8 protein-coding genes are annotated in these 12976 nt (G+C 57.2%); 5 read left to right on the plus strand and 3 right to left on the minus strand.

The features are described 5' to 3' along the window. Positions 1 to 102 precede the first annotated feature (102 nt). Entirely contained in the window at positions 103 to 1281 is a 1179-nt protein-coding gene (nhaA, locus tag JOE34_RS10760; protein WP_161421134.1) for a Na+/H+ antiporter NhaA, read from the plus strand. A 101-nt stretch (positions 1282 to 1382) separates the two neighbouring features. Next, complete coding sequence (locus JOE34_RS26050) at positions 1383 to 2687, plus strand: PAS domain-containing protein (RefSeq protein ID WP_004416121.1); 1305 nt, start codon at positions 1383 to 1385, stop codon at positions 2685 to 2687. 85 nt (positions 2688 to 2772) lie between these two features. On the opposite strand, the gene katG is transcribed toward JOE34_RS26050, so the two are convergent. Beyond that, positions 2773 to 5043, minus strand: coding sequence for a catalase/peroxidase HPI (katG, locus tag JOE34_RS10770; protein WP_016568988.1), 2271 nt, complete (start codon positions 5041 to 5043; stop codon positions 2773 to 2775). Positions 5044 to 5432: 389 nt separating this feature from the next. On the opposite strand from katG, the gene JOE34_RS10775 reads away from it, so the two are divergent. Continuing rightward, positions 5433 to 5864, plus strand: a complete 432-nt coding sequence (locus tag JOE34_RS10775) for a GNAT family N-acetyltransferase (RefSeq protein ID WP_096113345.1) — start codon at positions 5433 to 5435, stop codon at positions 5862 to 5864. Between the two features lie 15 nt (positions 5865 to 5879). Here JOE34_RS10775 and JOE34_RS10780 read toward each other — a convergent pair whose 3' ends face one another. Then, positions 5880 to 6965, minus strand: a complete 1086-nt coding sequence (locus JOE34_RS10780; RefSeq protein WP_004411749.1) for a GGDEF domain-containing protein — start codon at positions 6963 to 6965, stop codon at positions 5880 to 5882. 181 nt (positions 6966 to 7146) lie between these two features. After that, positions 7147 to 7611, minus strand: a complete 465-nt coding sequence (locus tag JOE34_RS10785) for a GNAT family N-acetyltransferase (protein WP_096113346.1) — start codon at positions 7609 to 7611, stop codon at positions 7147 to 7149. A 474-nt stretch (positions 7612 to 8085) separates the two neighbouring features. Between JOE34_RS10785 and JOE34_RS10790 the strand changes: the two genes are divergently transcribed. Both JOE34_RS10790 and JOE34_RS10795 read left to right on the plus strand, forming a co-directional pair. Continuing rightward, entirely contained in the window at positions 8086 to 9867 is a 1782-nt protein-coding gene (locus JOE34_RS10790; protein ID WP_096113347.1) for a site-specific DNA-methyltransferase, read from the plus strand. 3 nt (positions 9868 to 9870) lie between these two features. Then, on the plus strand, positions 9871 to 12573 hold the full coding sequence (locus JOE34_RS10795; protein WP_096113348.1) for a DEAD/DEAH box helicase family protein: 2703 nt from the start codon (positions 9871 to 9873) through the stop codon (positions 12571 to 12573). The last annotated feature ends 403 nt before the right edge of the window (positions 12574 to 12976 follow it).

The following is a 12976-nucleotide window of genomic DNA, read 5'->3' on the forward strand; positions in this document are numbered from 1 at the left end:
CCGGGAAACGTTAATTTGTATCCTCAGGTTTACCTGACCTTCAACAGGCTCTGCGGATGGTAAGGTTGCGGCCTTTTTGCGCTGTACCCCCGCGGAGCCGTCATGCATAAACCCACCCCCCGTATCGAATCCCCGAATGCGCTGGCGTTCATCACGCGTTTCTTCGCTGCTGAATCCGCAGGCGGGCTGGTGTTGATGGCGGCTGCGCTGGCGGCCTTGATCGTTGCCAACTCTCCGCTGGCCGACAGCTACTTCGCCGCGCTGCACGCTGTGTTCGCCGGGTTGTCGGTTTCGCACTGGATCAATGACGGCCTGATGGCAATCTTCTTCATGCTGGTTGGCCTGGAGATCAAGCGCGAAGTGCTCGCCGGTCAGCTCGCCTCCTGGAGCCAGAGGGCCTTGCCGGGCTTTGCGGCGCTGGGCGGCATGGTGGTTCCGGCGCTGATCTACGTGGCGTTCAACTGGGGGCGGCCAGACACCATCGGCGGCTGGGCCATTCCGGCAGCGACCGACATCGCATTCGCCCTGGGTGTGCTGTCACTGCTGGGCAAGCGCGTGCCGCTGTCGCTGAAGATCTTCCTGTCTGCACTGGCGATTCTCGATGACCTCGGCGCGGTGCTGATCATCGCGCTGTTCTACACCAGCGATCTCTCCATTCCCATGCTGCTGGCAGCGCTGGGCTCCATCGCCGTGCTCGTTGCACTGAATCGTCTGGGCGTTAAAAAACTGCTGCCTTACCTGGTTGTAGGCGCGCTGCTGTGGTTCTTCATGCTCCAGTCCGGCATTCACGCCACACTCGCGGGCGTCGCGCTGGCGCTGTGCATCCCGCTGGGCAAACCTGGTGAGGAGGCCCGCTCGCCACTGCTGCATCTGGAGGAAAAGCTGCACCCTTGGGTGGCGTTTGTCGTCGTACCGATCTTTGGTTTTGCCAACGCTGGCGTATCACTGTCGGGCATTACCGCCGACAAGCTCGTGGACCCGGTTCCGCTTGGCGTTGCGCTGGGGCTACTGGTCGGCAAGCAGATCGGCATATTCGCCATGGCCGCGCTGGCGATTCGCGCAGGCCTGGCCCGCTTGCCGGACGGCAGCAACTGGGGCCAGCTGTATGGCGTCGCAGCATTGTGTGGTATCGGCTTCACCATGAGCCTGTTCATTGGCGCACTGGCCTTCCCGGGCGCGCCGGAACTGGTCGACGAGGTCAAGGTGGGCGTGCTGATCGGGTCGGTGTTGTCGGCTGTGTTGGGTGTTGTTGTGTTGCGCAGGTTTGCGCCGCGGGGGTGAATCTGATCGCAATCTGGCATTACAGAAACCGGGCGGTAGGACGATAAAGACGGGACGTGCCAGGGACTCGGCCAACTTCTCCTACTTTGAGAGCCCACAGCATGCTTCACCTGTTCAGCCCCCGTCGTGACAAAAAAGCCCTTCAGCAACTGATCTCCTCGCTAAAGGGTGGCACTGAGCCCTCAGTAGGGGGTTGTGCTGAAAAAAGCGCGGTACTCGAATGCTGGAGCTCGCTGAGCGCCCAGCGTCGCCTCGACGAGCAACGTATTGCCGCGCTTGAGCAAGAACTGGAAACCGCCCGCCACCTGCTGGGCGAAGCCTCTGCCTCGGCCGCCGCTTATGAAACCCGCTTTGATCTGGTCAACCGCGCGTCGAGCGAGGGCCTCTGGGACATGGAGGTGGTCGCGGGCGATCCGGTCAACCCGAACAATCGATTCTGGTGGTCGCAGCAACTGCGCAAGCTTCTCGGTTTCAACGATGAGCGCGACTTCCCCAACGTATTGGCGAGCTGGGCAGACCGGCTTCATCCTCAGGATAAACAAGCCACGCTGGATGCATTTGCCAAACACCTGAATGACCGTTCCGGCAATACACCGTATCGCGTCAAGAATCGTCTGGCGATGAAGGACGGCACTTATCGCTGGTTCTATGCCCAAGGCGAAACGTTAAGGGACGCACGCGGAACGCCGTTGCGGGTCGCCGGTTCTCTGCGGGATATCCATGATGAGCTTGAGCGTGATCTGGAACACGATGTGATCATTACCCGATTCGAACTGGCTCGAGAGATGCTCTCCGACGGTCTTTGGGACATGGAGGTCATTGCCGGCGACCCGGTCAATGCGCGCAATCCTTTCTGGTGGTCTCCACAGTTCAGGCGTCTGCTGGGTTTTGAAACGGTGGAAGAGTTTCCCGACGTACTGGATAGCTGGGCGTCACGGCTGCACCCTGAAGACAAGGAACGAAGCCTGACGGCGTTCGGTGCGCATTTGAATGACCGGACTGGCAAGACTCCGTTCGATATCGAGTACCGCCTGAAGATGAAAACCGGGGAGTATCGCTGGTTCCGTGCGCGCGGCCAGACTCGCCGGAATCCCGAAGGTGTTCCGCTGAGGGTGGTGGGGGCGTTGGTGGATGTGCATTTGAAGCATGAGCAGGACGCTCTTCGCGATACCGAAGCACAGCATCAGAAAAACCTGGAAGAGAACATCGCTCAACTGACCCAGATAGTTGGCACTATCCAGAGCATTGCCAGCCAGACCAACCTCCTGGCGCTCAATGCGGCAATCGAGGCTGCACGCGCCGGTGAAGCAGGGCGAGGCTTCGCGGTGGTGGCGGATGAAGTCCGCAAGCTGGCGACCAGAACGACCGAAGCGACGGAGCAGGCGGCAAGCATGATGAGCCGCTGATAAAACCAGCGCCCTTTGCTAGATCGCAGCAAAAAAAAACGCCTCCACAAGGGAGGCGTTTTTTCAACTCAGCACATCAAACACATCAGGCCAGGTCGAAGCGGTCCAGGTTCATCACCTTGGTCCAGACTGCCACGAAGTCTTTGACGAACTTCTCGTGGGCATCGGAGCTGCCATACACCTCGGCAATCGCACGCAACTGAGCATGCGAGCCGAAGACCAGATCGACACGGGTGCCAGTCCATTTCACTGCGCCAGTCTTGCGGTCACGGGCCTCGAAGGTATCAGTGCCACCCGCGGTCGCTTTCCACTCCACGCCCATGTCCAGCAGGTTCTTGAAGAAGTCGTTGGTCAGGGTGCCTGGCTGATCAGTGAAGACGCCATGCTTGCTCTGTCCGACGTTGATGTTCAAGACCCGCAGGCCGCCCAGCAGTACAGTCATTTCCGGTGCAGTCAGGGTCAACAGTTGCGCCTTGTCGACCAGCAACGATTCTGCCGAGACCTTGTAATGCCCCTTCTGATAGTTGCGGAAACCATCGGCGATCGGCTCGAGGAAGCTGAACGACTCAACATCGGTCTGCTCTTGAGACGCATCGGCGCGGCCCGGTGCAAACGGAACAGTGACGTGCTGACCTGCATGTTTCGCAGCCTGCTCGACACCTGCGTTACCCGCCAGAACGATCAGGTCGGCGATTGAAACCTTCTTGCCGTTCGACTGACCCGCGTTGAATTCGCTCTGAATGCCCTCGAGGGTCTTCAGCACGCCCGCCAGCTGCGCAGGCTGATTGACCGCCCAATCCTTCTGCGGAGCCAGACGCAGACGGCCGCCATTGGCACCACCGCGCTTGTCCGAGCCACGGAAGGTAGAAGCTGCCGCCCAGGCCGTCGATACCAGCTGCGAGACCGAAAGGCCCGAAGCGAGAATCCTGGCCTTGAGTGCGGCCACATCCTGATCATCCACCAACGCATGATCAACGTGTGGAATCGGGTCTTGCCACAGCAGCTCTTCGGCCGGTGTTTCCGGGCCGAGGTAGCGGGCAAGCGGGCCCATGTCACGGTGAGTCAGCTTGAACCAGGCACGGGCGAACGCGTCGGCCAGTTGCTCGGGGTTGTTCAGGAAGCGACGGGAGATCTGCTCGTAAGCCGGATCGAAGCGCAGCGCCAGGTCAGAGGTCAGCATGCTCGGTGCATGACGCTTGGATGGATCGTGGGCATCCGGGATCTTGCCGGCGCCAGCGCCGTTCTTCGGCGTCCACTGATGCGCACCTGCCGGGCTCTTGGTCAGTTCCCATTCGAAGCCAAAGAGGTTTTCGAGGTACTCGTTGCTCCATTTGGTCGGCGTCGAAGTCCAGGTCACCTCCAGGCCGCTGGTGATGGTGTCGCCACCCTTACCGCTGCCGAATTTGTTCCTCCAGCCAAGACCCTGCTCTTCAAGGCCGGCTGCTTCAGGCTCAGGACCAACGTTGTCGGCAGGGCCGGCACCGTGGGTCTTGCCGAAGGCGTGACCACCGGCAATAAGCGCCACGGTCTCTTCGTCGTTCATCGCCATGCGACCGAAGGTTTCACGGATATCCCTTGCCGAAGCAACCGGATCCGGTACACCTTCAGGGCCTTCAGGGTTCACGTAAATCAAGCCCATCTGCACGGCGGCAAGCGGGTTTTCCAGATTGCGTTCGCCGCTGGCGGTACGGCTTTCTTCGTTGGCGTGATTCTCCGGCTCGGCCACCAGCGTGCCGTCGCCCGGTTGCTGCATTTTCTTCTGCACGCCGTAGCGTTCTTCACCACCCAGCCAGGTGGTCTCGGAACCCCAGTACACGTCTTCTTCCGGTTCCCAGACATCCGCGCGACCACCGGAGAAACCGAAGGTCTTGAAGCCCATGGATTCGAGCGCGACGTTACCGGTCAGCACGATCAGGTCAGCCCAGGAGATCTTGCGGCCGTACTTCTGCTTGATCGGCCAGATCAGGCGGCGCGCCTTGTCCAGGCTGACGTTGTCAGGCCAGCTGTTGAGCGGCGCAAAACGTTGCTGACCGGCACCTGCACCACCACGACCATCGCCTGTGCGGTAGGTACCGGCGCTGTGCCAGGCCATACGAATGAACAGCGGGCCGTAGTGGCCGAAGTCTGCCGGCCACCAGTCCTGAGACTGGGTCATGACGTTGCGCAGGTCCTGTTTGACCGCTTCGATGTCAAGGCTCTTGAACTCCTTGGCATAGTCGAAACTCTCGCCCATCGGGTCGGAGAGCGAGGAATGCTGATGCAGGATCTTCAGATTCAGCTGCTTGGGCCACCAGTCACGGTTGGTGGTGCCGCCGCCGGCAGCGTGGTTGAAGGGGCATTTCGATTCAGTTGACATGCTTGATACACCTTTTTGTCATTTGCATCCGGCCATCCAGTCCACTTGTGGGACCTCCGACAGTGATGACGGAACTCAACAGCACTGGGTTCATGCCGGCCGTTCGTTCAACGATCAGGCCAGCTCTACAGATACGCAGCACAGCGATCATCAGATTGCTGCGAGCCGAGCCCACAACGTGCGTCGCAAACTTGAGCTCATTGTTATCTCCTTATCAGGGTGAAACCGCACGACTTTCGCCGATGCTTATGCAGATTAGCCTTCTTCACGAAGATTTCTAATAGAAAGAACATTACGGGGCGATAGGCAGACTCTGGCAGCGCTGTCATCAAGGCATCAAGCGGCTCTGCTAACCTGTGCAGCCCATGAGACGGCAGGCCGCTTAGCCCATGATCACGATTCGCAGCATGACCCTGGACGACTACGACACGGTCATCGAACTGATGCGCAGCACACCGGGCATTTCCCTGCGCGACGCAGATTCACGCGAAGCCACCGCACGCTACCTCGAACGCAACCCCGGCATGAGTTTCGTCGCCGAGGCAGGTTGCGCCTTGTGCGGCTGTGTGATGTGCGGGCATGACGGACGCCGCGGTTATCTGCAGCACCTGATCGTGCTGCCCGAGTATCGCCAGCGCGGTATCGCCCATGAGTTGGTCGAACGCTGCCTCGAGTGTCTGGACGCGCTGGGTATTTACAAGTGTCACCTGGACGTCATGAAAAGTAATGAAGCGGCCGGGCGTTATTGGCACCGGCAGGGGTGGACGTTGCGGGAGGATATCGATCGGTATTCGAACGTGCGGCGCGGCGGCAATGTTTGAAGGGGCAGACGGGCGCTACGCATGCGTAGGCGCGTCAACTGATTGCGTCGCTTGATTCTGCTTCGTCGTACTTGCAGCGCTCGACGAAACTATCCTGCCCTCAAAGGAAATACATTTTCTGCCACTGCGCTTGGCGTGATACAGGTTCTCATCGGCCTCTTTCAACAGGTCATTGACCGTTTCAACCCGCGACAAACTCGCAACACCGCCACTGAATGAATAGGGCACTTGAGCCGCTTCGTCTTTTTGCGCGAGCATCAATAACTCTTCCAGTGCATGTACAGCGTCTCGGGCGTTCGCCGCCGATAAGATTACGCCAAACTCTTCCCCGCCCAAACGACCAAAGGCGATTCGCCCCTTTGTGCCCTTGAGGAGTGTCGCAAAACCAACAAGGACGTGGTCGCCCACGTCATGCCCATGGGTGTCGTTGATACTTTTAAAGTGATCCAGATCAAGCATGGCAAACCACAACGACGATTTTTCAGCGGACGCCAGCGCAGTATTCAGACTGGCAACCAGCGCACGGCGATTGGGGGCGTGCGTCAGGGTGTCGGTTTCGGACAGTTCCTGATAGCGGTCCCTGGCTGCCATGGTCTGCATGATCAGACTCAGGAAGGTTGCATTCAGGCAGCCACCCAGCAAGGTCGAGCTGATCAGGAACACATAAAACAGAGGTGTATGGTCGACGCCGATGGCCGTCATGTCCGTTTGCCACATGATCAACCAGATCAGCGCAGTCGCGGCGACGTAATCAATAAACTTGACGAAGAATACGCTCATGCCCGTGATGAGCAGGGAGGTGACAACCAGGCCCCACATCGACGCTTCCACGCCCATGCGTTCGATCTGTTCCCTGAACAGAAAGGTCAGGGATGCCATGTAAATGATGCCGAACAGACGCCACGCCAGCATGCTCCTGCTATTGGACGTGACAATGATCGACAGCGTCGCCCCCGCCAACGCGCAGCAGATGAATATATCCAGTGATCGATCAATGGAAGGATTCAGGCACCAGCTGATAACCCAACTGAAAAGACCGATCAATTGAGACAGCTTCAGGGGGACGAAAATAGAATTTTTCAGGTTTCTTCTTTGCGGCATGTGCAGTTTTCCATACTTATGCCAGCCGAACCGCTATCGACGGCACACGCCTTGGTCTAGAGGGGTGATGATATATGGCCACTATACTTTATTGTCAGATGAGGGGGATGGCCACTGGTCTTGCTGTGGACGGTGCGCGCAGGGATTTTTGAATGAAAGGCAGGGCAGAGGCTGGTCTGATCTACAGTTGCTTGCGCATAGGTACGCATGCCAAACGTAGCCCTGAGGGCGAGATGTAGAGAGTATGGGCGCTTCCGGTGAAGCCACAACGTTGATAGAACCTCTGTGCATTCAATGTGGCTTCGAGATGGATTTCGTTGAGTCCTGCCTCTCGTGCCAGATGCTCAAGATGAGCGACCATCCTTTTACCTATTCCCTGGCCCATGAATGAGGGCAATACGAAGATCGCCTCCAGCTCTCCGCTCTCGATATTGATCACCCCTGTTGCCACAGGAATTCCATCGACGCAGGCCAGGTAATAATCTTTTTCCACCCAGGATCTGTATTTATCCGTGAGCGGAACGCAGGTCCAGGCCACCACTTGGTCGTTCGTATAGACGGAGCTGCACTGGTTCTGAATTGCCTGAAAGCGGATATCGAACGCCGCCTCGGCATCGCATCGTTCTGCTCGACGGATCTGTAGCATCTTTACTCTCCTGTAATGAGGCCATGGTGAACGGAGAATAAAAAAGCCCCGTCCATTCCTGGCGGGGCTTTGGTCAATGCATTGGGGATGGGACGCATGGCTGTGGTAGGAGTCGGTGCTAGGTAGGTATGGCACAGGCGATGGCGCAGCCGCAGCCGTGCGCCAGTTCTCGGAGCTTGTTCGCGCCAGTGAGGGGGATGACTGGGCCTATGCACGCTGGCTGACTCTCCTCCTTGGCGAAGCCCGCAAGGGCCACCTACTCTCGCCTGGCTGGGCTCATGGCGAGCGGTAGTAAACGACGACCGGCTTTTCAGGCTCGCCGGGCTACCGTCAATCTGTTAGTTTGCCGCTTCTTTCGGCGAGCAATTGCAGTTTGCTCACGAACCCTATCTAGATCGCCATGGGTATGCCATGGCGGCGGGCTTAGTTGCGATAAAGGCCACTTTTATCGCGCATGCAATAAAGGAAGGCTAAATGCCCACATTGAATTGGATCGGCAAGGAAGCCGTTGTCAAGCATCACAAGGATGTCCCTTTCCGCCTGCTGGAGCCGGTGACAGAACTTTCCTGTGGCGACAATCACGGTAAGGACAGCGGTAATCTCATCGTGCAAGGTGACAACCTTCACGCGCTCAAGGCTCTGCTGCCACGCTATGCCGGGCAGGTGAGATGCATCTATATCGACCCGCCTTACAACACCGGTAACGAGCGCTGGATGTACAACGATAATGTTAATAGCCCCGAGATACGCAAGTGGCTAGGCGATATCGTAGGTAAGGAAGGTGAAACCTTAGATCGCCATGACCGCTGGCTGAGCATGATGTATCCAAGACTCGTCATGCTGAGGCAGTTTCTACGGGATGATGGCGCAATTTTCATATCGCTAGATGACAATGAAATCGGACCTTTTCGAGTTCTCATGGATGAGATCTTTGGATCGAATAATTTTGTGGCAACTATTGTCTGGCAAAAAATTTTCACCATTAAGAATAGTGCCAAGCATTTCTCTGAAATGCACGACTACGTCATTGTGTACGCTAAGAAAAAAGATAAGTGGGTACGTAATCTTTCGCCTCGAAGCACCTCTGCGGAAGAAAGTTATTCTAATTCCGATAATGACGAGCGCGGTGAATGGACCAGTAATGCTCTGCAGTCGAGGAATTATTACAGTAAAGGGCTGTATTCCATAACTTGCCCGGGCGGGAACGTAATAAAAGGTCCGCCGCGCGGCACATATTGGCGAATGAGCGAAGAAAAGCTTTGGGAATTAGATAGGGATAATAGAGTCTGGTGGGGTAAATCCAAAAATAACAGCCCGCGAATCAAGAAGTTTCTTGACGAGGCGAAAGAAGGAGTTGTTCCATCAACATGGTGGGAGCACCGCTTTGCTGGGACTAACTCCGGCGCAAAAACTGAGTTGCGCGATATTCTTGGTGAGCAAGAGTTAGAGCTGTTCAATACGCCGAAGCCTTGGCAGCTTATTCAGCGAATAATTCAGGTGGCGACTGATAAGGATTCTATTGTCATGGATTCGTTTTCTGGCTCCGGCTCAACGGCGCATGCTGTTCTGAAGCAAAATGCCCGGGATGGAGGGTCCAGAAAATTCATACTCATCGAGGTCGAGAAACAAGTAGCGGAACAGGTCACATCAAAGAGAATGTCTAAGGTTGTGTCTGGATATTCATTTGTAGGTACGTCTCGTGACGAGTTGCTACGGGAGAGAGTGACTTTCAGTAGCTTCCGAAATGCTAGCAAAATACTCGAAAAAGTTTCTTTGATCGAGGAAGCTGAGAAGCCGCGGTTCACTAGGATAAAAAAAGAAGTAAAGGACGGAGAGTTGGTTGTCACTGGCGAGCTTGATGTTGAAGAGGACATGCCAGGTTTAGGCAGCGGTTTTCAATACTGCCGCCTAAGTGAGCACCCTCTCTTCAATGCCGATGGCCAAATACGCAGCGACGTGACCTTCGCGCAGCTGGCCGAATTCGTTTGGTTCGCTGAAACCGGCACGGGTTTTACCGGCACGGCCGACGGCCCACTGCTGGGCTTACATGAAGGCCGCGCCATTTACCTGCTGTACAACGGCATTCTCAAGGATAAGTCGGTGGCCGGCGGCAATGTGTTGACCGGGCCGGTGCTGGACATACTGCCTAAGTTTGCCGGTTCCAAAGTGATTTACGCCAGCGCCAATCGCCTTGGTAGCCGTGCTGCCCGCGAGGGCATCACCTTCAAGCAAACCCCTTACGCGCTGGAGGTGTGAGAGATGAGCGGATTCGTTCCTAAAATTTACCAGCAGCAAGTGCTCGATAGTGTCGAGTGCTATTTTAAGGCTTGTCACGAGCTGGCCTCGCCCTCGACGGCCTTTTTCACAACTACCGAGCGATTGTGGGGCAAAGGCAACCCATACAATCCGCTGTCGGGCTTCCCTAGCGATATGCCGTATTTCTGCCTGCGGGTGCCCACCGGCGGTGGGAAGACCTGGCTGGCGGCCAAGAGCGTGGCGCTGGTCAACACCCACCTGCTTCGATGCGAGCACAGCGTGATTCTATGGCTAGTGCCCAGTAGGCCGATCCGTGAGCAAACGATCAAGGCGCTGAAAGAAGGGAGCCACCCCTACAACGTCGCACTGCGCGAGACCGGACCGGTCACGGTGATGGATCTGGAAGAGGCCAAGAGCGTTACCCGCGCCACGCTGGACACCTCCACCACGGTGATAGTTGCCACTCGCCAGGCCTTCCAAGTAGAGGAAGAAGAATGCCGCAAGGTGTATCAGAGCAGCGGCGCCCTGATGCACCACTTCGATAACCTTTCTCCCGCGCAGCGCGAAGAGCTGCTGAGCGATGGCGAAGGGACGGAGCGCACGACACCGTATTCGCTGGCAAACGTACTGCGCCTGCGTCGCCCCTTTGTTGTCGTCGATGAGGCGCACAACAGCCGCACTGAGCTGGCCTTCGACATGTTGGCGCGCTTTCGCCCCAGCGGCGTGCTTGAGCTGACGGCAACGCCGGATCTGGAGCGCACGCCCAGCAATGTACTGCATAGCGTTTCTGCCGCCGAATTGAAGGCGGAGGAGATGATCAAGCTGCCGGTGGTGCTGGAAACCGAGCCCAACTGGCAACAGTGCCTGGCCGATGCTATCGGCCGTCGCGATGCATTGCACAAGCTGGCCGATGATGAGCGACGGGCCGGTGCGCCCTATTTAAGACCCCTCGTACTCATTCAGTCGGAGCCTCGTCGTGCGGGTGTCGAAACACTGGATTTCGATAAGGTGCGCCAGGAGCTGATCACCAATCACGGCATTCCTGAAGAACAGATTGTGGTGGCGACGGGCGAAGAAAAAGGACTAGAGCAGATCGACGCCGACTACAAGCGCGGGATCGCTGATCCGGACTGCCCGGTGAAATTCGTTATTACGCAGAAAGCGTTGGCCGAGGGCTGGGACTGCCCCTTCGCTTATATTCTGGTCAGCATGGCTTCCCTTTCTTCCGCTACCGCCGTCGAGCAGCTGCTGGGCCGCGTATTGCGTCAGCCCAATGCCAGTCATCGGCAAGCTAGGCCGCTAAACCAGTCTTATGCCTTCGTGGTGTCGCGCAATTTTGCCGAGACGGCGGGAGCCTTGCGTGATCGTTTGGTGGCTGGCGCCGGCTTTGAACGGCGCGATGTAAATGAGTTCGTCATTGCCGCCAAGGCTGAACAGTCGCGATTGGATCTAGAGGGGCATGCCGGGCGTGTGGTGGTTCACCCTGTGGTGGTCACGCTTGCAGAAAAGCCGAATCTGAAAAGTGTACCGAAGCCGGTGCGTGACAAGGTGAGCTGGGACGGAAAGCTCAATACGCTGACCATCACTACGCCGCTCACGGAAGACGAGACCGACGCGCTAAAGGCTTCGGTCGAATCTGAGTCCGCCACTCAGGCCATTGAGCAAGCGGCTGAAGTCAGCCGCACGACCGCCATCGAATATTTCCTAACGCCTGCCGAAATGGGCGAGCGTCTCCGGGTACCTCAGCTTGCTCTGCGCGTGCAGGGTGAACTGCATCTGTTCGATGACCCCGAAGTTCTGGAGTATCCGTGGGAGCTTTCGCCCTACGACGCAGCGCCTACAGCGGGCGACCTGTCAGCGCTCGGCGCCGCACTGCAGGTGGCTGAGGGCGGAGAAATTGATATCGATGGCAGCGGCAAGCTGATATCGCGCTTTCTGCCGGAGCTGCAGCGCGATCTTGGCCTCATTTATCAGCCTGAAAACTGGGACGAGGTGCGCCTGGCCGCCTGGCTGTGTCGGAACCTGCCCGAGCCATCGCTGACCCATTCGAGCAAGCAGGCGTTCGTTGCCGCTTGGCTGCAAGAGCTGATGATACGCGATGAATTTAGCCTGGCCCGTGTCAACTTGCAGAAATTTCTGATCCGTAATCAGGTGGAGGCTCGAATCCGCGAACTGCGTAAACGGGCGGTCGGCCAGGCTTTCCAGCAAGCGCTATTTGGTGACGACGCAGCCGCACGCGTTGCAGTAACCGACCAGTATGCATTCGAGTTCCATGCGCAGGCATATGCGCCAAGCCGTGACTATGACTGGCGCTTCGGACATTTCGATTTCCGAAAGCATTTCTACGGGCGCATCGGGGACTTTGATAGCAAGGAGGAGTTCGAATGCGCCTGCAAGCTAGACACCTGGGCTCAGCAGGGGCGCATCAAATTTTGGGTGCGTAACCTCGTAAGGCGTGAAGGCAGCTCTTTCTTCCTGCAGAAAGCGGATGGGCGTTTCTATCCAGATTTCCTGTGTCAGCTACCTGACGTTGAAGGCGGCTCGGGCCCGATTCTCATCGTGGAGTACAAGGGCGCAGATCGCTGGAGCAACGCAGAGGACGACCGCTTGATCGGAGGCTTGTGGGCCAACTTATCGGAAGGCACCTGTCGCTTTGTGATGGTCAAGGACAAATGCTGGGAATGGATTGAGGAGTATTTGAAGTGAGGATCGAGTTGACCCCCCCCCCAAAATTCGCAGCGCTTATTGGCGATGAGTAGCTTTACTCTCATTGACTTGGCGGCACGTCACAAAGACCTACTGCAGCGCCTGACAAATTCCTACAGAGCGTGTGTCTGACCAGCGTTCAAGAAAATTTTTAATCAAAGAAAAAAGACGAGAACACCAGCATGAGCAGCCAAGGACTGCTCATGCTGGTTTATACATGCTGGGCGAGTGTGGAACGCTATAGCTCAGCGCTGCGAAGTGATGCGAAACCTGATCCACTTTAGCAAGCAGCCGAATAGGCCTATTGCTAAGGCGAAGACCAACAGTACCGGCCAGAAGCGCAGCGCGAGAACCAGCAACGCAACCGCGACAAAGTAACTGCCCAAGCTGCCGATCAGCACGA

Source organism: Pseudomonas sp. PvP028 (assembly GCF_017832255.1).
Lineage (GTDB): Bacteria > Pseudomonadota > Gammaproteobacteria > Pseudomonadales > Pseudomonadaceae > Aquipseudomonas > Aquipseudomonas syringae.